Below are 21381 nucleotides of genomic sequence, written 5' to 3'. Positions count from 1 at the left end.
AATATGTACAAACAGGAACTTACATTTATTGCGGAATCTATCATTGCATCAAATACTATTGATGAGCATATACGATGTGCCGGAGAGCTTTCAGGTTTTTATAAAAAAGTGACCCTGCTTTCTATTTCTGAGAGCAATGAGACCTTCGTAAAAGGCGGTATTGCTTTATCTAGTTCTGAAGCTGCAGATTGCGTTGATGACAGTTTGCGTACAGTTTTTTTTATAAAAGGTATTTATAAGGCTTTAACTAAATTAAGTATAGATTTTCCCGAAAGAAGTATTAATGTACTATATGCCGGATGTGGTCCGTATGCGACACTAATTTTACCGTTACTTCCGTTATTCAATAAAGAGAAAATTAATGCTCTTTTACTCGATATTAATATAGAGTCAATAGCGTCTGTACAGCAACTTGTTTCTTTCATTGGTCTTGAAGAGTATAATATTCATTTAGTTGAAACTAATGCTATTACGTATACAAAACCAGTTGATTTTACTATAGATCTTGCCATATCCGAAACCATGCATTATGCGCTTACGCGTGAACCGCAGGTCGCGATCATGAGAAATATTACCAGACAATTAGCTTCTGATGCTATATTAATTCCCGAAGAAATAAGTATTGATCTGGCCTATACCTTTTTTGATTATGAGCCTTACCTTAAATACACTATAGATGGAATAAAGGGCTACAAAGAAATGCAGCCCTATCCTGATAATGTATTTGTTGATAGATTATTTACAATAAACAAAGAACATTGCGGCAGAGAAAATCACAATTCAAAATTGGAAAGTTCTTTTTATGATCTGCCTGAAAATTTTAGTAATCATCCTGATATTGCCATTTTTACTGAATTAAAGATATTTGAAGACATTACGTTAAGAACGGCAGAGTCTTTTATTACAAATCCTTATTGTTTAGTATCGATGTATAATCTCAGAGATTATTCAAAAATTCAATTGGTATATGATTTTAGTGAAATACCACAATGGTCATATAGCTTAAAAAAATAATCTTATCTTTTAATTTCTGGAAGGGAAAATACCTTCAAGACAAATGATGTACGTCAATGCCAAATAAGGCTGCATTATTGAGATTGGAATGTTACTTCCAGTTGCACCGGTAGTGATAGAACTTGCCAAATTAACAGTTGGTGTTGATGTTGCAAATCCTAACGTTGGTGTAAATACGCGTGATAGAATCGATCCCGGTACAGCAATAGAAGCACCGGCTACCGGTGTAGAATCGGTAGCGTTAGCACTACTTACAGAAATAGTTCCTACACCTGAGTGAACGTGTGTTGGAAGGTTACTTGTTAGAATGCTCGTTGTTGTAGTACCTGCTGTTTGTCCTTGAACATAACTTCCGCTCGGGCTGTTTCCAGCACCAATAGCTACGTTACCTTGCAGGTTAGGCAAGGCGAATGTAGTTTGACCATTACCTCCGTAAGTAGTACCTAAAATTGAAAATAATGCCGAATTCTGAGCAATTGACATTATTTGTCCATTACATAAGGCCCATCCTCTTGGCGCAAAATTTCCCGCAAAAAGCTTTACAATTCCAATGTATTCTTCCATAATAAAATAGATTAAGTTAATTTATAATAGTTTTGATACAACAAAGCTACTTTATTGCCTACTCACAAGGGCAGGTAGAAATACCTGTTTTTGTAGTAGATTTTGCCCTTAAATAGCTTTGTGTTGAAGTTAATCGCTTAATAATGAGTTTAATCTGACTTTGTTATTTTTTTGTTAACGCTTTTGAATGGCTTTCGGGAGCCCATTAAGTAAAATTTATTAGCTTTTTTTGAATGAAAATAGGAGTGAATACAGTGCTAAATTTGAAGGTATTGGCAATGATTTTTAACTCATTGATATTTAATTGTTTAGTTTTGATTTCAAATTCATAGCTGTAAACTTATTCTTTAGCTGTACAAAGTGTTAAACTGCGAAAAAAATACTCTTTTATGAAAAGGCAATTTCTTCATGTGGTCTTAACATTCAGTTGTTTAGGAAAAAGGCTGCTGTTTTTCTGAGGCTAACTATAGTCTTCTTGATTTTTTTTACAAAAAACTTAACAACTCGATACTCAATATAATTGTATGTTTGTATCCGAAATGCCGAAAAACAGCTACATATTACTTCTACTTATTCTTGGACTCTTTTTAGGTCCAATGCAATCTTTTGCACATAATAGTAGTAAGAAAGAAATGTCATGCTGTAAAAAAGAATCTTCAGAAAAATCTTGTTGTAAAGAAAAGAAGTCTAAAGAAACCAAACACGATTGTGATAGCAGTTGTTCTGGAGTTTCTTGTGGTTGTCCTGTAATGTATTGTGGTTTTAGCCCAATGGTTGTTTTTCAGGAAGCGAACGACGCTCTTTTTGATTTTTCAGATCGCAGACAAACTTATTTTTATTCAGAAGTGTTTATTTCTTCTGATTTCCGTTCTATCTGGCTTCCTCCTAAAATAAGCTAGATTTTCTTCTTTGACAGCCGTAAGTGCGTCAAATTTAAGCCTGTTCAGGCAACAAAATCATTTATTAAATCCGTATTAGTTTCAGAACATAGCTGTATCTGCTATAGTTTCTGTTGTACCCGTCGGATAAATTCATTCAAAAATTAAAAAAACATGAAATCAATATATAAAGTATTGGTAGCAATAATACTATTGTTATCAGTGGCAACTGTCAACGCACAAAGTAAAAATAAAGTAACTGAAACTGTAAAAATTAATGGAAACTGTGCCATGTGCAAAAAGACCATCGAAAACGCAGCAAATACCAAATCAGCAGTATTAAACTGGAATAAAGACACAAAGACTGCTGTAGTTACTTACGACCCTAAGAAAACCAATTTAGAGGAGATCCTAAAACGCGTAGCCGATGCAGGATATGATAACGAAAAATTCACGGCTACAACTACCGCTTATGACAACCTTCACGGATGTTGCCAATACGACAGAGAAACTCCGAAGAAAGCTCAATGTCATAAACAGTAGTAATACCATTCACTCTAAATTAAATTTTTATGTTTAAAATAAAAAATATAACCATAGCGTTCCTAATGATTTTAAGTTTTTCATTAGCAAATGCACAGATAAAAGTTGGGGATAACCTTCCTAATATTCAACTTCAAAATGATAAAAATACAGCTGTAAAACTAAATTCTTTTAAAGGAAAAACAGTTTTGGTTGACTTCTGGGCCTCCTGGTGTGCACCTTGTCGATTAGCGAATAAAAATTTGGTCAAAATGTACGATAAGTATAAAGGTCAAAATTTTGAAATCGTTGGAATCTCAATTGATACTGATAAAGACAAATGGTTGAAAGCCATAGCAAAAGACAAAATGAAACATCAGCAGTTAATTGACCCAAAAGGTTTTGATGCGAAAACCGCAGTACTTTTTGGAGTAGAGGCGCTACCATCGACTTATCTTTTTGATGCATCCGGAAAATTGATCGCGATCGATCCTACAGAAGCTCAGATTATTGCACAAATCAAAAAAAACAAATAATATGAAAACCTTATCTATAAAATCTCTTGCCATTGCACTTTTAGTAATGCTTGGCAGCATACAATCATACGCTCAAATTTCTAAAGCTGAAATAATTGCAACAGGATTAACTTGTTCAATGTGTTCTAACGCCATAAATAAGCAATTAAAAGCAATGACGGAAGTAGACAGTATCAGCACCGATTTAAACACCAATACGTTTACGGTCTATTTTAAAAAAGACGTAGCATTACAACCTAAAGTACTTAAAAATGCAGTCGAGAAAGCAGGCTTTTTTGTTGGCTCTATGGTGTTGACGATGAAAGTGGATCCGCAAAAACTGGAAAACAATACGCTTAAAATAGCCGATGGCACTTTTGTGTTTATTGATTCTAAAAACCCGGTTTCAGGTAATGAAACTGCCTATCAGGTCATTGACAAAGGTTTTGTAACACAGAAAGCATACAAAAAATTAAGTAAAACGTATTCAAATCAACCAAGTTATGCTGTTGAAAATGAAAACGATTATCATTTAAAAACCATATAATAATGAGACAATTATCAATCCTATTTTTGTTGCTTGTTTCATTTAATAGTAAGGCACAGGAATTATTTGTTGTAACTGAACCCGCGAGTAATGCTCCGGCGGGTTCTATTTCAGCCCGCGTAGGACAGTCCTTGATGAAGAACCAATTCGACGGCGGTAACATTTATGCTTTATCGCCTGAAGTTACCTGGGGAGTTAACAAAAATTTAATGGTACGAGCCTCTGCTTATTTAAATAATATGAACAGTGGATTGGAGTACAAAGGGGGAGGGGTTTATGCCAAATACCGTTTTTTCTCTGTAGATGATCTTCAAAGTCATTTTAGAATGGCTGCTTTTGGACGATACAGCTGGAACAATGCTCCAGTTAGCAGTGAAGCTATTGATTTGATGGGGATGAATACGGGTTATGAAGCCGGTTTGGTTGCCACTCAATTAATTAAAAAAGTAGCGCTAAGTTCAACAGTAAGTTACGGACAGGCTTTTGATAACAATAACTACAACTTTCCGGACAGTCAAGGCAAGAGTGCTATAAATTACACTTTTTCAGTTGGACGATTAATGCATCCCAAAAAATACACCAGCTATAAACAAACGAACATTAACACGATGTTAGAGTTTGTTGGCCAGACGATCACTGCCGATGGTAAGTCGTTTATGGATGTAGTGCCTTCAATTCAGTTTATCATCAATAGTCAGGCGAGAATTGATTTGGCTTACAGGAAAGAACTGTACAGCTCGATGAACCGTATCACATCCGATGGTTTCTTTTTGAAATTAGAGTACACCTTTTTTAATGTTACCAAGTAAACAATTTCTTTATAAAATGTAATCCTTAAAAGTTTTTTTTAAACCAATAAAAAGGAGCAGACAACTATTTTTCGATGGCAGCACCGTTGCCATCGAAAGAGTTGTTATGCAGATTAAAGAAAGGATCGAAAACAAAACGATAACCGGAACAACTCGTTCTGCTTAAATTGAAACCATGAAAAAAATACTATATGTAGTGCTCCTGCTGTTTGCTTTTGTAAATGGGCAGGCGCAAATTTTAAATCCCGTAAAATGGACGCCAAAAATAGAAAAGAAATCCGATGCTGATTTTTTGATTACCGTCAACGGAACCATTGAAACCGGTTGGCATGTTTATTCACAGTTTACCCCAGATGGTGGACCTCTGCCGGCAGAACTGATCTTTCATAAAAAAGATGGAAACTATGAGGTAATTGGAAAAGCGACCGAAAGTGAAACAGAAAGAAAATTTAACGACATTTTTGGAGTTGATGAAATTTTCTTTTCAAACAAAGTTGCTTTCACACAATTGATTAAAAATACGAATCCAGAGAATGAAATTATTCAGCTCGAGTTAGCCCATCAGGTGTGTAAGGAAAACTGCATAAGCGAGACCAAATACTTTGAGTTTAACTTAAAAACATTAGAAGCGAAAGAAATCGAAGCCTCGGCAATTAACACTCAAAAAACGATAAAAACAGATTCGAAAGTTCCTCTTGTAACAGAAAAGGACAATTCAGATTCAGAAACAGGTTTAGGGACTATTTTCTTTATTGCCTTTTTATCCGGATTCGCGGCACTGTTGACACCCTGCGTATTTCCTATGATTCCAATGACGGTGAGTTTCTTTACCAAACAAAGTAAAAACAGAGCCAAAGGGATTAAAAATGCCGTTATATATGGATTGTCCATTATCCTGATTTATGTTTTCTTAGGCTCAGTGATTACACTTATTTTCGGTGCTGATGCTTTAAATGCTTTGTCTACCAACGTATGGTTTAATGTTGTTTTCTTTGTACTGTTAGTGGTGTTTGCCAGTTCTTTTCTAGGTGCTTTCGAAATAATGTTGCCCAATTCCTGGGCCAATAAAGTCGATCAGCAGGCAGACAGAGGCGGTATTATAGGCATACTTTTTATGGCACTCGCTTTGGCTATAGTGTCGTTTTCCTGTACAGGCCCCATTATCGGAACTTTGTTGGTAGAAGCAGCATCTAAAGGCGGTATTGCTCCAATTGTTGGAATGTTGGGTTTTTCTTCCGCATTGGCATTGCCTTTTATGCTATTTGCTTTATTTCCGGGCTGGTTAAACACATTACCCAAATCGGGAGGCTGGTTGAACACCGTGAAAGTATTTTTAGGCTTTTTAGAATTGGCGCTGGCATTTAAATTTTTATCCAATGCCGATTTGGTTTTGCAATTGCATTGGTTTGAGCGTGAAATATTCTTAGCAGTCTGGATTGCCATATTTGGTACATTGGCCTTGTATCTGTTCGGGAAAATTACACTGCCTCACGATTCACCGACTTCTTCTATTTCTGTAGGACGTTTGTCTGTAGGGTTAATTGTACTGAGTTTTACGATTTATCTGATTCCGGGTTTATGGGGAGCACCATTAAAATTAATCAGCGGTTTCCCGCCACCAATGACTTACAGTGAATCCCCATATGGAGTGGGAGGTGCCAAAGGGGGAAACACTATTTCTACGACAGTATTGCCCGATGGCGCACACAAAGGCCCGCATGATATTATGGCTTTTACAGATTATGAAAAAGGATTAGCCTATGCGAAATCGGTTAACAAACCTATTCTTTTAGACTTTACAGGATTTGCTTGTGTAAACTGCCGAAAAATGGAAGATTACGTTTGGTCCGATCCCAAAATATTGTCGATTTTAAACAATGAAGTTGTATTAATATCACTCTATGTTGATGATAAAAGAGAACTACCCGAAAGTGAGCAATACGTCTCCAAAGAAACAGGAAAAACGATAAAATCAATCGGTAATAAATGGAGTGACTTCCAGATTACAAGATACAAAGCCAATGCACAACCGTATTATCTTATTTTAGATACGAAGGAGAACAGTTTGAACAAAGCTGTCGGATATATGCCAGACGTCACTGAATATGAAGAATGGTTGCAATCCGGTATTCAGCAGTTTAAAAAGTAGGTAAGGTATAGAGGTTCTCAGGTACAAAGGGGCAAAGTTTTTAAACCATATAAGTAATGTAAGTCATTTAAGCCCAACTTATATTTTCTCATATGACTTATATGGTTTAATAATCTCAGTTTTCGCTATTCTTGTTGATGCAGAACTTGAAACTTGAAACTTGAAACATGAAACATGAAACATGAAACCAGTAAAATATACGTTGTAGTTTGTCATTTCGAGCGAAGTCGAGAAATCACACAAGAAACTCCGTACAGTTTGTCATCCTGAGGAACGAAGGATCTACGTTTGCTGAATCGATACTGTTGAACTTCACTTTACGGAATTACTTGCGAAGATACTTCGTTCCTCAGTAAGACAAAATCATGGAAAATAGAAACTCCGTACAGTTTGTCATCCTGAGGAACGAAGGATCTACGTTTGCTGAATTGATACTGTTGAACTTCACTTTACGGAATTACTTGCGAAGATACTTCGTTCCTCAGTATGACAAAATTGTGGAAAATAGAAACGGAGCACCTAGTGTGATTTCTCGACTTCGCTCGAAATGACAGAATTGTGATAACCCTGAAACCAGTAACCAGTAACTTGAACCCTGAAACAAAAACCATATAAGCGATGTAAGTCATTTAAGCCCAACTTATATTTTCTCATATGACTTATATGGTTTAATAATCTCAGTTTTCACTATTCGTGTTGAAATAAAACCTGAAACTTGAAACCTGAAACCAGTAAATTATGCGTTGTGGTCTGTCATTTCGAGCGAAGTCGAGAAATCACACTAGAAACTCCGTACAGTTTGTCATCCTCAGGAACGAAGGATCTACGTTTGCTGAATCGATACTGTTGAACTTCACTTTACGGAATTACTTGCGAAGATACTTCGTTCCTCAGTATGACAAAATCATGAAAAATAGAAACTTAACACTTTATGTGATTTCTCGACTTCGCCCGAAATAACAGAATTGTGATAACCCTGAAAACAGTAACCATTAACCTGAAACCTGAAACAAAAACCATATAAGTGATGTAAGTCATTTAAGCCCAACTTATATTTTCTCATATGACTTATATGGTTTAATAATCTCAGTTTTCACTATTCGTGCTGAAGTAAAACCTGAAACTTGAAACCTGAAACAAAAAAACATTTGTAAACGCAATCAGGCACGAATATTGCTAAAGTAATTCCAATCATTAAAAATTAAAATCATTAATTAAAAAACAATCACATTTATGAAAAATTATGTAATCGCGATCGTTGCAATTTCAACGGTATTCTTTAGTTCCTGCAAAGCCTCAAAAGAAACAAAAAGCACCGCCAACATTTATGATACAACTTGGGAGTTAGAGTATATTTCAGGTCCAAGAATCGCTTTTGACGGATTATTTCCAAACAAAAAACCACAACTTACTTTTGATCAGAAAGAAACCAGAGTGTATGGAAATAATGGTTGTAACGGCTACAGTGCTTCCTATACTTTAGACGGAAAAAAACTTTCTTTTGGAGAGGCCGGACCAACAACAATGATGTTTTGTGATGGTGGAGGAGAGCAACAGTTCCTGCAACAAATAAATAAAATCACAAGTTATACGATTGATAAAGAGGGAAAATTAAATTTAAATGAAGGTGATGTCCCGATGATGCGATTTAAAAAAGTAGCCAAATAAGCACTACAACAGATTCTAAAAGCAGAAGCGCAAATATAAATAAACCCCAATATACATTTAGTACATTGGGGTTTAATATTTGTACGTATTTAAAATCAAGTACGTTTTGTCTCTGGAATTTCAAGTTCCAAAAATTGGAATTTGGAATTTAAAAGATTGGAATTTAACTTTCCATCAGAATAAGTATCTAAATATGTTTTTTAACATAATCAATAATATCCTGAACTATTTCATCTATCGCATTTTGTTCAGGGTTGAATGTGCTGCCATCAAAATACCGGGCATCAGTGCCATTTCCGGTAGGAGAACGATGGTGAATATCAATAGAATCTCTCCAGAAATTAGCATGATTTTTCCACTCTTCCTTATTTACCAGAGCAGGTTCTGTAAACCACAGATTCCATGATAAGGTGTTTCCGGGCTGAAGCATATTTCCTGAACCCAGATTAAAAATATTCATTATTAAATGATTAAAGCCATCCACAAGGGAGCTTTTTGTCTCTTTGATAGCACCAATTTCTACTGCAAGAAAGGCCGTTGCAAATGCCTCAGCTTCGTGTAGTGCAAACGGTGGATTTTCAAATTCAGGATTTAATCCGTGTATCACCTCAAAAATGGGTTGAGTGGGATCATTTTGTTTGTGAGTTGTAACTCGGATCGCGTGCTCTTTATCTAACGGAAATTTAAAAGGACCATATTCCATAAAGGCCCAAATGTCATTAAATATGCCTCCCTTTTTTTTATCTCGTGTTAACCAAATTTTGCCTTCCACTGTCATGTCTATTGCGATCTCTTTTGTTACTTCATTAACCCAGCCTCTTTGTCCGGTAACAGTAACTTCGACATTGATACAAATCTCATCTTTGATCCAAACTCCTTGTTGTGGACAGATAACGGAATATACCCTTCCTTCATCGGTATAACCGGCTCTCGAGATATAGGGAGCAAATTGCTGATAGCATCGTTTCGTATTAATAGGACTGTCTTTCTCTGTCTCCCAACTAAACTCGGGCCATCTTACGCCAAGCTGACGCTGAAGAAAGTTAATATTGTCCATATTACCCAACATAGGTAAAGAGGAAAGATCTCGGGTTGGATATAACATTGGTGAACCTGCCGGTGGGAACCCGCCAACCCATCCTGCTGGAATGGGTGAATTTTGATTGTCTTGCATGGTATTGTTATTTAGGATTAAGTAACAAACTTAATGCAATGTATAATCCTACAAGAGCGTAGAACTACCCGTTTTTATGCATTTGCCAAATACAAAGTCATAAAATAATCAAAATCAGACAGTTTCGTTCATTGGTGTCTTTTTTACTGGTGGTTATTTCGGTAACAATCTTTTACTCTTTAAATAAAATAATAGTGGCTTTATAACCCGTACCCACATTCCATTCACTTGCATTAATAACGGTACCTTTGTCATCATATACCTCAAATTGAGCAGTATTCGGAGAAGCAAAGCCCTCATTTAGAGCTTCAAAATCGATTTTATTAATGCCTGCTGTGAGTTTTATTTTAAATTCTTTAAACGTTCCATCAAGACTAACTTCCGGTTCAACGATCTTATCATTCAGATATATTTTTATCTTATCACCATCCACATAAGCAGCATCTCGGTAACGAATTGTAGAAGTAAAGGATTTGGTCTTAAAACCTCCTAAATATTGATTTCTTCTGTAAAAAATCCCTTCAATATTAGCTTCTTTTTTGTATAAATTGGGATCTTTAAAAAGTTCTGTAGGATCAATTTTCAATGGATCCGGTTTTTCCACAATAGCAGGCGGCGCAATCTTTGTTGAAATTTCTTTCGGAGGAATAACTTCTTTTTTTTCCGATTCTTTTGCAGGGATTGGTTTGAATTTATTATTCATTTCATCCTGCGCATATCCCTGTAAGGATACACCAACCAATATAATTAAAAACAATATACTTTTCATCTCTTGTAAATATTAACAAATAAAACATAATAAGCATAAAGTGAAACACTTTAATACCTATTTGTATAAACACTTAATTAAGGGATTTATTGTATTTACTGAAGATCAAAAATCAAAAAAAAATAAGGATGTCCAACGAATTTAGAGGCAAAATTTTCTGAAAAATTGTTTCTGTAATTTAAAGAGATAGTAGTATGTCGTATGCAATTTTGCTCGAATAAAATGTAGTATTTAGAAAGGTTTTGTTTCAAATATAAATTGTAATCGATCAGATGTTGATTAATTAAAAGGTTTTAGTTTATGCTATTGTAGGTTTGCACGGATTTCGTTAAAAGGTAAGATAAATATCTTTTATGGAATACTGGAATTAGACCGGATTGCCATAATGAAGCCGATGAAAAGTTTCTGTTTTGGATGGATTAAACTTGTTAAGGTAATTAAACGATGTTTTTTGTTTCATTAGAATAAGATGGTGAATTTCAATTTTTATTCTTTTAAATATTGTTTCAGGTTATCTGTCTGTTTTATGACGTTTGGGGATGTCATTTGCGGGCAGATTCCTGACCAATAACTAGGTAGCGGGTCTTATGAATAGTACTTGTTCCATCTTGTTTTTTGATTTAAAGCTAATTTTGTTTTCATTCGAATTAATTCTGCTTACTTAAAATTTTCACGATTATAAAACGAATCGTTTTGATTATTAATCCCTTTTGTTTGATTGTCCGTTTGGTGGTTTATTTGTTTTGAAATTAGATATTTAATATGAAAAAAGAGGATTTAAGATTGCAAAAAGACCATTTATGGGGAATTGAAATAAATAAATTTAGTAATAATATGAAATTATATCTAACCGCTTTCTTTTTACAAGTTGTGATTTGTTTTGGCCAAAATAATGAGGTCTTAAATAATGGGATTGTCTCAATAAAAGAGAATACTATAGTTTCTGTATATGGAGATTTTATAAATTCTGTAAATGGGCGTTTTCAGAATGATGGCGATGTTTCTTTTAAACAAAATTTTCGTAATAATGGCGTAGTGTCTTTCAATGACAAACAAAACGGTTACACCAGATTTACGGGTTCAGAAATACAAAACATCGAAGGGACTGTGGAATCTCAATTTAAAAATGTTCAATTTTTGAATACTAATCGTTCAAATGCCAGTTTTAATCTAAGTGGTAATATTTCTATAGATGGAATGGCTCTGTTTGAAAAAGGGATTTTGAACAATAGAGATTTTGGAGGGGCTATAACTTTTGGTTTTGATGCAGTAAATAGCTTGGCTTCAGATTTAAGTTTTGTTGATGGAGATGTATATAAGATGGGTAAATCGGATTTTACATTTCCAATTGGAACTAATAAAAGTTACAGGCGTTATATTATATCAGGTCTGGATGATGTAAATATTTTAAATGTAATATATTATAATTTGAATTCAGATGCATTGTACCCACATTCCGCAAAAGAGGATTTGGTAGAATTAATTGCTGATAATGAATATTGGGTTATTGATAAAGATAAGAACGATAAGGCTGATATTTTTATTTCACTAAGTTGGTCTGAAGATATGTCGCAGTCCGAAATAATTTCAGATCCTAAAAAAATTGGAATTGTAAAATGGAATCCGCAAAGCAAAAAATGGATAGTCATTAACAGTGTTTCCGATCTGCAGAGTAAGGTCGTGACAGCTGTCACTAAAAACGATGCTAAAGGAATCTTTACTTTGGCAAAGATAAAAAGGGAGGATACGGCAGGGGCAGGATCAGATTTAAAGACATATAATGCCGTTTCACCTAATAATGATGGAGTAAATGATTATTTCAAAATTGAAAATATTGAAAACTATCCTAATAATACCGTTGAGATTTATAATAGATGGGGAGCCAGAGTTTTTAAAACAAACAATTATGATTCTACAGGAAATGTTTTCGATGGATTCATGGCTGGTAAAGGAATAAAAGTCGGAACAGGTAAGCTTCCGGCGGGCACTTATTTCTATACCATTGAATACGGAACCGGAGCTGATAAAAGATTAAATACAAAATCAGGGTATTTGTATCTTAGTGAGTAAGTGTATTATTTTTTATACATATAAAATCATTGAATTTCATTTACATATGATGATATAGTAAATGAAAAAACAGATCAAGTCTAAAAGTTGCTTCCCAACAACTTTTGGATTTGGTCTTTTGTTTTTTCTAATAGTATCTTATTCAGTACTAAAAGCTTGTTAGCATAAGATTTTGGATCAAGTCCTAAAGTTGTGGGGAAGTAAAAATCTCGCAGAGTCGCAAAATCGCAAAGTTTTAATGAAAAAACAGAAAAAAATTTTGAGACTCTATACTATTTGTAGAAATCCAAAGCGAGAAAGTAGGAAACAGAAAGGTGGAACTTAAAAACAGGAAAAAACTTAGCGACTTGGCGTCTTTGCGAGATCGTCAAAGCGAGAAGTTAGAAAGTTAGGTACTTAAAAAGCTCTGGCCAAAAAGTATATGATCTGCTACTTCTAACAAAGAAATTTCTAAAAATTATTTCACAACTTTTTAACTTGATTCGAAATTACAGAACTACAAGATATTTGTTCCTCCACAACAATATGTCTTGATCCACGATTTTAGCGTTTAGTACTGAATTAATTTGGCATCACTTTTAAGATTTAGTTTTATTAGTTAAAAGATCAAATCTAAAAGTTGTGGAGCAGTAAAAATAATAACAAATAGCTTTAGTTTAAAAAGAAAAAGAAAACCCTTTTTAATCTTAAAAATCCGTGGCTATTTTTTATTCTAGCACAGATTGCAGGAAAGTTCATTTTGAACCCTACAAAGAGTTGCTAAGTTGTGCGCAATGTTAAAACAGTAAAATATCAAAGAGAACAGCACGTAGATTTGCTTCACATGTTCGCTATCCTTCGGGTGAAAGATTCTAGAAGGAAGCAAGGAGAAAATCTACTGAATCTACGTGAAAGCAAAAAAGGAAAATAATCCAAAAAGCCGGAAATATAAATTTAATGTTTATCCGTAATTTTTAAAAAAGAGTTAGTGATGAGTAAGTCGTTTGTATTTCTTGTTTTTCATCATTTTGTCACGAATTACACGAATCAAGTTTTAAAATTATTGACGGAGAAACATTGCTGAAGATTGAAGGCTTAGGATGGTTTAATCCCCAACAGCATAGAAACAATTCGCGGAAATTAGTGTAATTCGTGGCAAAAAAAGGCTCCTCTTTGTCAGTAATTTTAAAAAGAATTAAATAATCTGTGCAAATCCTCTTAATCTGTGGCAAAAAATAATTAGCGAAAATTAGTGTAATTCGTGGCAAAAAAAAAGCCCCTCTTTGCCAGTAACTTAAAAAGAGTTAGATAGAATTAAAAGATTGGATCATTAATTTATAATTTTCATTTTGCAATTTCCTTTGTCAATTAAAGAGCAAATTAGGGTATTTTAATTACACTCCGTTTGATTATTAGCACAATTATAAGTTAGAACATATCGATTATTAACTTGTAGTGATCGAGTGTGTTTTTTTGAATTTTCTTCGTAAGATATTAATAGTATCGCACAGAGAATTTATGAAAAAAATTACAATAGGAAAAAATGTCTTTTTTCTACTACTTTTTTTACTAAGTATTAATTTTAGTATGTTAGGGCAGATGGATCCCCAGTATTCGCAATATATGTACACTACCACATATTTCAATCCAGCGTATGCAGGAAGTGATAATTGTACAAATATTACAGGAAGCTATCGTTCACAATGGATAGGTTTGGACGGAGCGCCGAAAACAGCGTCGATATCGATGAATGCACCCATGTACAAAAAAATGGGAGTAGGGGTTTCCTTATTCAATGATAATATTGGACCAATGCAGGAAAATAACCTGGCATTAGATTTATCGTATGGTTTGGATATTGATAATTTTAAACTTGCTTTTGGTATTAAAACTTCTTTAAATGTATTAAATGTTGATTTTACAAAGCTGAAAATTTATAACGACTTAGATCCGGTTTTTGCCAGTAATGTAGAAAATCAACTTTCACCTAATGTGGGTGCCGGTGTTTATGCCTATTCAAGCAGATTTTATGTAGGGCTCTCAGTGCCGCAGATGATTATGACGAAACGATATAATGAAGAAAATTATTCCGTTGTTCATAGAAAGTTTCAAACCTATCTTATTGGTGGGTATGTTTTTGATCTGGACTATAATCTGAAATTTAAACCTACTTTTATGATTAAAAACATTGAAGGAGCTCCCTTGCAAGCAGACATTTCAGCTAATTTTCTTTATGCAGAGAAATTTAATGCCGGGATTTCATACCGAGTCGGATCTTCTTTTAGTGCACTCTGCGGATTTCAGGTAACAAACAATCTTTTTATTGGATATTCTTATGATACTGAAGTAACTAAGTTGACTAATTATAATTCAGGATCACATGAGTTATTTGTTGGATTTAAAATTTTCAAGAGTGGAAGCTCCAAAAACCTTGAACCCCGTTTCTTTTAATTTTTGTAGGTTAAGCTTAAATTGTATAAAAAGCAGATGGGTTTATTGATACTGTTGAGATGTATAAAAACTTGTTGATAGAGGATATTTCAAGATATATAAGAATTTAGCAACTCAAGTATTTATAATGTTGCAAATTGTAGACATGAGGTTTTTTGTAGTGAGAAGAAGTATAAGTTGAAGAAGAGAATTGAAATTGTAGTACGGTCTGTTTAATAAAATTCTAGTTACAAGCAACTTACTAGTAAATAAAGTAATATCTTTAAGAGGTATTTTTTATCAAAATTATAATATTTTAAATGATGATTGGAAATAGATTAGTTTTTCTTCTTTTTTTTATAACTCTATTTTTAGCACCTAAAGCATATAGTCAGTCAGATTTGGATTTTGATGCAATAGATAGTGTAATTTATGGATACCAAACCAACCGATATTCATGGTGTAAAAATCAGTTAGATATACTTAAAGATAAAAACATAGATTTCCCAAAGATATCGCAAGTTATTTACGCAAAATCGGCTGAGTTTATGGCATCAAGAAACTTAGATGTTTTGGCCGAAATGGAAATGAGAAAAGCGCTTGTCATTTGTAACAATGATAAGTGTTATCCGGAAAAGGGTATTGTTAATAGTATTAATGCTGAATATTATTTTGATCGCGATAAAATTGTAAAAGCATTGGAAATTATCCTTCAAAATAATCTGCAACTTGAAGAGCACGCCCCCTATTCGACAGTACTGTCTGATAGTTATTTTCAGACAGTAAGATACTATAACAGTTTAGAATCTTTTGAAAAAGCAAAAGTGTTTTTAAAGAAAACTATTGAGCATTCTAAAAAAATCAACTATAAAATCAATTTATCAAGAATCTTCAATCAATATGGAATTATATTAAGAAAACAGAAAATTCCTAAAGAAGCGCTGAAATATTTTAGATTATCTATTAAAAACGATAAGTTGAATAAAAATTTTAGTCTGCACAGTTCAACTTATAATAACATGGCTTCTGTATATATTGATTTGAAAAATTATGATAGTGCTTATTTTTGCTTAAAGACGTCATTAAAGTATGTCTCAAAGGGGTATGTCCCGTATATCGATTTGAAGAGTCTCGAGGCCAGTATAAATAAAAAAATGGCATTAGTTTTTGAAAGAAAAATAATGATAGACAGTGCTCTCTATTATGGTAAAAAATCTTTAGGTTACTATTCAAGTAATAGTTATTTTTTAAACGATCAAGAAAGCTTGTATAGAATTCTCTCTGAATGTTACGAAAAGAAAATGATGCTGGATAGTGCCTTATATTATCAAAAACTAGAATTAAAAGAGTTTAAGAGTGTGCGATTTTTAGAAAAAAAAGATCTTGTGGACAGGACTACGGAGCAAGCGAGGATTAAACATCAGAGTGAGGATATTAAGTTATTGAATGACAAGAACCAGCTAGAACAAGAGGTATTCCAGAGTGAACGTATTATAGTATTTGTAATCATGTTGCTGATAGGGCTTATTTTGTACGGCTTTTATCGTAAAAATATTGTAAGACAACAACAAACTGCGCTGCAGTTGGAGCAGAAAGTATTGAGATCACAGATGAATCCTCACTTTATATTTAATGCCCTTGTTGCGATTCAGAACTCAATGATGGATTCCGATATATTAGTATCAGCTTCCCACGTAGCAAAATTTGCGAAGCTTATAAGACAGAACTTTGATTTTACGCAAAAAGAGTATATTACGTTAGAGGAAGATTTGGGGGCGTTAAAAAATTATATATCAGTCCAAAAAATGAGGTTTGGGGAAAGTTTTGATTGTTTTATAGAATATGAAGATGTCGAGATTGAGACTATTTTAGTTCCGCCTTTAATGTTGCAACCTTTTGTAGAAAATGCTATAGAAATTGGTTTTAAAGGAATTGAAGAATTAGGGATTCTAAAGATAAAGATATTTAACATTTCAGAGAAAAGAATTGGTTTTTGTATTTCGGATAACGGGGTTGGCTATAAGGTGGTTGAAGACGATAAGTTACATTCCACAGAAGTTTTTAGAGCCAGGCTCTTTCTGCACAATAGCCAAGATTTGAAAAGTTTTACGGTTGTGTCCAGACCGGATTTTGAAGGAACTAAAATTGAATTTAAATACACAATAAAGTATGTATAAAGTATTAATTATTGAAGATGAGGTAGCTGCGGCTTCAGCCCTTGAAAAGATGTTATTTATTTTAGAGCCAGAGTTTAAGATTTGCGCTAAGATTTCCAGTATATTCGAAAGTCTTGTTTTCTTGAAAGATACGAGTGTAGATATTGTTTTTCTGGATATTCAGTTGGCTGATGGAGATTGTTTTGAATTGTTATCAAAAATCCCGCAAATAAATTTTTCAATCATTTTTATTACCGCTTATAATAATCATGCAGTAAAAGCTTTTAAGTTTAGTGCGATTGATTATATTCTTAAACCGGTTGATCCTGATGATCTTGCAAAAGCAATAGTAAAAGCAAAAGAGAGAATTAACAATCGGGCTCAGATTGAGTATTTTTTAAGCAACAGAAAAAAGGAAGTCCCTCGTTTGACTCTTAATGTTTTGTCTGAAACTTTTTATGTTGATATTGAAGATATTATCAGGTTGGAAGCAGATACAGCTTATACCAAGTTTATTTTGAAAAATAAAATAATTTTGGTGTCAAAAAACATGAAGTATTATGAAGATCTATTGAGTGAATATGACTTTATAAGAGTTCACAATTCACACTTAGTGGCCAAAAATAAAATAATATCGAAGAAATTAGCCCATGTAGTGATGAGTAATGGCGATGAAGTACCGGTATCTGTAAGAAAGAGATCTTTGTTTAAGAAATGAAGTGTTTAATTGCTGCAATCTAAAGAACATCTTTTGATTTAGTTGATGCAAAATTGAAATATTCAAGAGCCATTAAAGAAGTCGGTTTTGATGCGAGTAATCAAAAACCGGTTCATAGAGATGGGAACTTCTGTAAAAAAGCATTTCTTTATTTTAATTTGATTCCAAACTGTTGTTGTGCTAAAATAATTAATTCAAGTTGCTATTTCTCTTATCTGTGAAATGAAACAAGTTATAGGATTTTTAAAAAAAGTCTCACACAGATTTTAGTGGATTGAAATAAAAAAAATCCGCAGCATCTGCGTGAAAAATAACTTAACTTCATGCTATTGAGCAAAAGCAGGAGACTATTCAAATAGTAACAGATTGAAAAAGAATAATGAACCAGCAGCTTGAATTAATTGTATTCTCTTAAACGCTTTTTTATCTTGCACGAATGTTTGGGTCATCACTAGTCTGCAGAGATAAAAAATCGTAGCCTAAATTTAGAAGAAGCTATAAATTAATTGATCAATAATGAGGTTCGGTTTTTAGTTTTTTGTCTGTAATAGTTTGACGTAAATGCGTTCTAAAGTTATTACAGAAGAACAAAAAGAGTGAAAATTTTAAAATTTTCACTCTTTTTGTTTTTATACTTCTCCATATCCTCTCACCCTAATGGACTTCTTTTTATTGAAATAGGATTGTTTTATAGAAATAAAGATTTAACTGTAAAGTTGGATTTTTTTATTATTTAAGATAACATACTATTTGTTGTTTCCTACTTCTCTAAATAATACCCAACACTTTTGTGATTTATTCAAGTTGCTGGTTTGTAGGTAGTAAAAGAATAAGGAAGCTGTTTTTTTTAGGAAAATAAATGTTTCTCCACGTTCTGTACAGATGCAATTAGCTCTTTTTTCTGTTTAAATATATTTTGTATGACTGCAAAATGCAAATAATAAAACATTAGTAGATAAAATTACTATTACGGATATCCCGCAATAATGTTTTGAAAGTAAAACTAGATATATCAAATATCAATTCGATTTACGCACTAATAAAACATATTGGCTAATAATAGTTGTACTTTTTTTTATTTGCATAGAAATAAATTGATTTAAATATGAAAAAAGATGTACTTAGTTTCTTCTCATTGTTTCTAATAGGGGGTTATGTTAGTTATGCTCAGGTGGGAATTGGAACTCTTGTCCCAAATCCATCAGCTCAATTAGATGTTACAACTGCTAAGGGTGTAAATAAAGGGATGTTAATTCCTAGAATTTCCCTTACTGGTACAACAGATATTAAAACTATTGATAATGGGAATGTTGAAAGCCTTTTAGTTTTTAATACTTCAAGTATTTTAGATGTTATGCCAGGATACTATTACTGGTTTAATAATAAATGGAATAGGATCGTAATTTCTGATGAACTAAATAGTTTATCACGCTCAAATGACCTTGCAGGTGCTGCTGGAGCTCCGGGTACTCCGGGAGTGAGTATCCCTGCAGGAACAAACTTCTATTTGGATACTACAACCAAAATTTTTTATGTTTTAGAACCGGGATCAAATCCTAAAAACTGGATTCCATTACAAAATGGGTTAAAGGGAGAAAAAGGAGATACTGGAATACAGGGTATACAAGGAATTCAGGGAGAAAAAGGAGATACTGGTTTACAGGGTATACAAGGAATTCAGGGAGAAAAAGGAGATACTGGCTTACAGGGTATACAAGGAATTCAAGGAGAAAAAGGAGATACTGGTTTACAGGGTATACAAGGAATTCAAGGAGACCAGGGACCTGCTGGGGCTGATGGAACATTACTCCCAGAAGCTACGAACTTGATTATGGGGAAAATACAACTTGCAGGTGACTTATCGGGTACAGCAGATTCACCTAGTGTTGTTGCTTCAACAGAATCGAGAGCGGGTAAAGTTCAGTTGGCTACGGTTGCTGAAACTACAGCAGGAATAGTAGACACAAGAGCAGTTCATCCCGCAGGTTTGAAAGTAGAATTAGATAAAAAAGCGGGCCTTCCCGTATTGAAAGATGTAACGGCCAATTATACAGCTATGAGTACAGATGAATTTTTATCATGTGTCGGAGATGTAACCATAACATTACCTGATCCCGTGAGCAATAATGGCAAAAGAATGGTGATTTACAAAGTAGATCAAGGTACAACTTTAACTTTTAGTACCCCAATTAAATATACTTCTAACCAATTTTTCACAACCATAAACTATCCTAAATCAGTAATTGTATGGGCTAATAATGGGGTTTGGAATGTGGGAGAGTGGTAGTACTCACATAATTTAAATGACTCAAATTGAATTGACAAAATAAATAAAAAATGATTTGATTTTTTAGGTGTAAACCGATCAGAATCCTAAATCATTTTAGAAAAAAAAATTAAAAAATATTTTATTATGAATAAAAATTTATTAAAAATAGGAAGTGTAGTATTACTTGCCTTGGCTACGGAGTCTGTTAGCAGTCAGATAGTCCAAAAGATTGGAGATAATCCTTTTACATTGAGTCCAAGCGCTGTTTTGGAATTAGAATCAACATCAAAGGGTTTTTTAGCTCCACGAATGACAACGATTCAGCGAGATGCTATTGTTTCGCGTGCCGTTGGTTTGATTATTTATAATACTACAACAAATACGTTGGAAGTATGGAATGGAACAGCTTGGTACAGTACTTCGGCCAGTGGTCAATATATACCGCTTTCCGGAGCTACCATGACAGGATTGTTGACCTTATCAGCAGATCCGACTGCGAATTTAGGTGCAGCTACTAAACAATATGTCGATACGAAAGCACCTATAGCAGACCCAACATTTACAGGAGATGCAAAAGCAGAGACAGCAGCAGCAGCTGATAATGACACTTCTATAGCCACAACAGCTTTTGTAAGTACAGCAGTGAGTAATGCGACACCCGACGCAACAACTTTAGTAAAAGGAAAGATTCAATTAGCGGGTGATTTATTAGGTTCAGCGGATTCTCCTAGTGTTGTTGCTTCAACAGAATCGAAAGCGGGTAAAGTTCAGTTGGCTAATGCTGCAGAAACTAAAGCTGGAACATTAGATACAAAAGCAGTTCATCCAAAAGGTTTGAAAGAAGCATTAGATCTAAAAGCACCTATAGCGGATCCAAAATTTACAGGAGACGCAAAAGCAGAGACAGCAGCAGCAGCTGATAATGACACTTCTATAGCCACAACAGCTTTTGTAAGTACAGCAGTGAGTAATGCGACACCCGATGCAACAACTTTAGTAAAAGGAAAGATTCAATTAGCAGGTGATTTATTAGGTTCAGCGGATTCTCCTAGTGTTGTTGCTTCAACAGAATCGAAAGCGGGTAAAGTTCAGTTGGCTAATGCTGCAGAAACTAAAGCTGGAACATTAGAAACAAAAGCAGTTCATCCAA

The 21381-nt window shown here is 33.9% G+C and carries 16 protein-coding genes and 1 pseudogene; 14 read left to right on the top strand and 3 right to left on the bottom strand.

Features of this window, described 5'->3' with window-relative positions; all coding sequences use genetic code 11:
• Window positions 1–3 precede the first annotated feature (3 nt).
• On the top strand, window positions 4–1014 hold the full coding sequence (locus tag ACHRV5_RS16735; RefSeq protein ID WP_395427498.1) for a hypothetical protein: 1011 nt from the start codon (window positions 4–6) through the stop codon (window positions 1012–1014).
• Window positions 1015–1023: 9 nt separating this feature from the next.
• Here the strand turns inward: ACHRV5_RS16735 and ACHRV5_RS16730 are convergent, their stop codons facing one another.
• On the bottom strand, window positions 1024–1578 hold the full coding sequence (locus ACHRV5_RS16730) for a phage tail protein (RefSeq protein WP_395427497.1): 555 nt from the start codon (window positions 1576–1578) through the stop codon (window positions 1024–1026).
• A gap of 524 nt (window positions 1579–2102) precedes the next feature.
• Between ACHRV5_RS16730 and ACHRV5_RS16725 the strand changes: the two genes are divergently transcribed.
• From ACHRV5_RS16725 to ACHRV5_RS16695, 7 genes are all read left to right on the top strand, one after another.
• Window positions 2103–2477: a hypothetical protein gene (locus tag ACHRV5_RS16725; protein ID WP_395427496.1), complete on the top strand. Its 375-nt coding sequence runs from the start codon at window positions 2103–2105 to the stop codon at window positions 2475–2477.
• A gap of 153 nt (window positions 2478–2630) precedes the next feature.
• A complete protein-coding gene (locus ACHRV5_RS16720; protein ID WP_395427495.1) occupies window positions 2631–2999 on the top strand; it encodes a heavy-metal-associated domain-containing protein in 369 nt (122 codons plus the stop codon).
• Window positions 3000–3028: 29 nt separating this feature from the next.
• Window positions 3029–3514 (top strand): TlpA family protein disulfide reductase, encoded by a 486-nt coding sequence (locus ACHRV5_RS16715; RefSeq protein WP_395427494.1) that lies wholly within the window; start codon window positions 3029–3031, stop codon window positions 3512–3514.
• A gap of 1 nt (window position 3515) precedes the next feature.
• Window positions 3516–4040, top strand: a complete 525-nt coding sequence (locus ACHRV5_RS16710) for a heavy-metal-associated domain-containing protein (RefSeq protein ID WP_395427493.1) — start codon at window positions 3516–3518, stop codon at window positions 4038–4040.
• A 2-nt stretch (window positions 4041–4042) separates the two neighbouring features.
• Window positions 4043–4849 carry a hypothetical protein gene (locus ACHRV5_RS16705; protein WP_047777331.1) on the top strand — a complete coding sequence of 269 codons (807 nt, stop codon included), beginning with the start codon at window positions 4043–4045 and terminating at the stop codon, window positions 4847–4849.
• A gap of 175 nt (window positions 4850–5024) precedes the next feature.
• The gene (locus tag ACHRV5_RS16700) at window positions 5025–6998 is read left to right on the top strand and encodes a protein-disulfide reductase DsbD family protein (protein ID WP_395427492.1); all 1974 of its coding nucleotides are present in this window, start codon (window positions 5025–5027) and stop codon (window positions 6996–6998) included.
• Between the two features lie 1233 nt (window positions 6999–8231).
• A complete protein-coding gene (locus ACHRV5_RS16695; protein WP_395427491.1) occupies window positions 8232–8666 on the top strand; it encodes an META domain-containing protein in 435 nt (144 codons plus the stop codon).
• 187 nt (window positions 8667–8853) lie between these two features.
• Here ACHRV5_RS16695 and ACHRV5_RS16690 read toward each other — a convergent pair whose 3' ends face one another.
• Entirely contained in the window at window positions 8854–9840 is a 987-nt protein-coding gene (locus tag ACHRV5_RS16690; RefSeq protein WP_395427490.1) for a hypothetical protein, read from the bottom strand.
• Window positions 9841–10012: 172 nt separating this feature from the next.
• Window positions 10013–10609 carry a hypothetical protein gene (locus tag ACHRV5_RS16685; RefSeq protein ID WP_395427489.1) on the bottom strand — a complete coding sequence of 199 codons (597 nt, stop codon included), beginning with the start codon at window positions 10607–10609 and terminating at the stop codon, window positions 10013–10015.
• 762 nt (window positions 10610–11371) lie between these two features.
• On the opposite strand from ACHRV5_RS16685, the gene ACHRV5_RS16680 reads away from it, so the two are divergent.
• The 6 genes and pseudogenes from ACHRV5_RS16680 to ACHRV5_RS16655 all read left to right on the top strand — a co-directional run.
• Window positions 11372–12679: a gliding motility-associated C-terminal domain-containing protein gene (locus ACHRV5_RS16680; protein ID WP_395427488.1), complete on the top strand. Its 1308-nt coding sequence runs from the start codon at window positions 11372–11374 to the stop codon at window positions 12677–12679.
• Between the two features lie 1506 nt (window positions 12680–14185).
• Window positions 14186–15109, top strand: a complete 924-nt coding sequence (locus ACHRV5_RS16675) for a type IX secretion system membrane protein PorP/SprF (protein WP_395427609.1) — start codon at window positions 14186–14188, stop codon at window positions 15107–15109.
• Between the two features lie 299 nt (window positions 15110–15408).
• The gene (locus ACHRV5_RS16670; protein ID WP_395427487.1) at window positions 15409–17265 is read left to right on the top strand and encodes a histidine kinase; all 1857 of its coding nucleotides are present in this window, start codon (window positions 15409–15411) and stop codon (window positions 17263–17265) included.
• A complete protein-coding gene (locus ACHRV5_RS16665; protein ID WP_230002238.1) occupies window positions 17258–17962 on the top strand; it encodes a LytTR family DNA-binding domain-containing protein in 705 nt (234 codons plus the stop codon). The genes ACHRV5_RS16670 and ACHRV5_RS16665 overlap by 8 nt, the downstream gene beginning before the upstream one ends.
• 1105 nt (window positions 17963–19067) lie before the next feature.
• On the top strand, window positions 19068–20249 hold the full coding sequence (locus tag ACHRV5_RS16660) for a hypothetical protein (protein ID WP_395427486.1): 1182 nt from the start codon (window positions 19068–19070) through the stop codon (window positions 20247–20249).
• 126 nt (window positions 20250–20375) lie between these two features.
• Window positions 20376–21381, top strand: a pseudogene (locus tag ACHRV5_RS16655) (hypothetical protein); the annotation flags it as partial.

Origin of the sequence: Flavobacterium sp. FlaQc-52 (assembly GCF_044007495.1) — a bacterium.
Taxonomy (GTDB): domain Bacteria; phylum Bacteroidota; class Bacteroidia; order Flavobacteriales; family Flavobacteriaceae; genus Flavobacterium; species Flavobacterium cupriresistens.
The sequence above is the reverse complement of the archived record's forward strand: the minus strand, read 5'-3'. Positions and strand labels throughout refer to the sequence as shown.

Bases quoted from the DNA above. Each gene is read 5' to 3' on its own strand.
- ACHRV5_RS16735 (WP_395427498.1), top strand. From the start codon at position 4: ATGTACAAACAGGAACTTACATTTATTGCGGAATCTATCATTGCATCA.
- ACHRV5_RS16730 (WP_395427497.1), bottom strand. From the start codon at position 1,578: ATGGAAGAATACATTGGAATTGTAAAGCTTTTTGCGGGAAATTTTGCG.
- ACHRV5_RS16725 (WP_395427496.1), top strand. From the start codon at position 2,103: ATGTTTGTATCCGAAATGCCGAAAAACAGCTACATATTACTTCTACTT.
- ACHRV5_RS16720 (WP_395427495.1), top strand. From the start codon at position 2,631: ATGAAATCAATATATAAAGTATTGGTAGCAATAATACTATTGTTATCA.
- ACHRV5_RS16715 (WP_395427494.1), top strand. From the start codon at position 3,029: ATGTTTAAAATAAAAAATATAACCATAGCGTTCCTAATGATTTTAAGT.
- ACHRV5_RS16710 (WP_395427493.1), top strand. From the start codon at position 3,516: ATGAAAACCTTATCTATAAAATCTCTTGCCATTGCACTTTTAGTAATG.
- ACHRV5_RS16705 (WP_047777331.1), top strand. From the start codon at position 4,043: ATGAGACAATTATCAATCCTATTTTTGTTGCTTGTTTCATTTAATAGT.
- ACHRV5_RS16700 (WP_395427492.1), top strand. From the start codon at position 5,025: ATGAAAAAAATACTATATGTAGTGCTCCTGCTGTTTGCTTTTGTAAAT.
- ACHRV5_RS16695 (WP_395427491.1), top strand. From the start codon at position 8,232: ATGAAAAATTATGTAATCGCGATCGTTGCAATTTCAACGGTATTCTTT.
- ACHRV5_RS16690 (WP_395427490.1), bottom strand. From the start codon at position 9,840: ATGCAAGACAATCAAAATTCACCCATTCCAGCAGGATGGGTTGGCGGG.
- ACHRV5_RS16685 (WP_395427489.1), bottom strand. From the start codon at position 10,609: ATGAAAAGTATATTGTTTTTAATTATATTGGTTGGTGTATCCTTACAG.
- ACHRV5_RS16680 (WP_395427488.1), top strand. From the start codon at position 11,372: ATGAAAAAAGAGGATTTAAGATTGCAAAAAGACCATTTATGGGGAATT.
- ACHRV5_RS16670 (WP_395427487.1), top strand. From the start codon at position 15,409: ATGATGATTGGAAATAGATTAGTTTTTCTTCTTTTTTTTATAACTCTA.
- ACHRV5_RS16665 (WP_230002238.1), top strand. From the start codon at position 17,258: ATGTATAAAGTATTAATTATTGAAGATGAGGTAGCTGCGGCTTCAGCC.
- ACHRV5_RS16660 (WP_395427486.1), top strand. From the start codon at position 19,068: ATGAAAAAAGATGTACTTAGTTTCTTCTCATTGTTTCTAATAGGGGGT.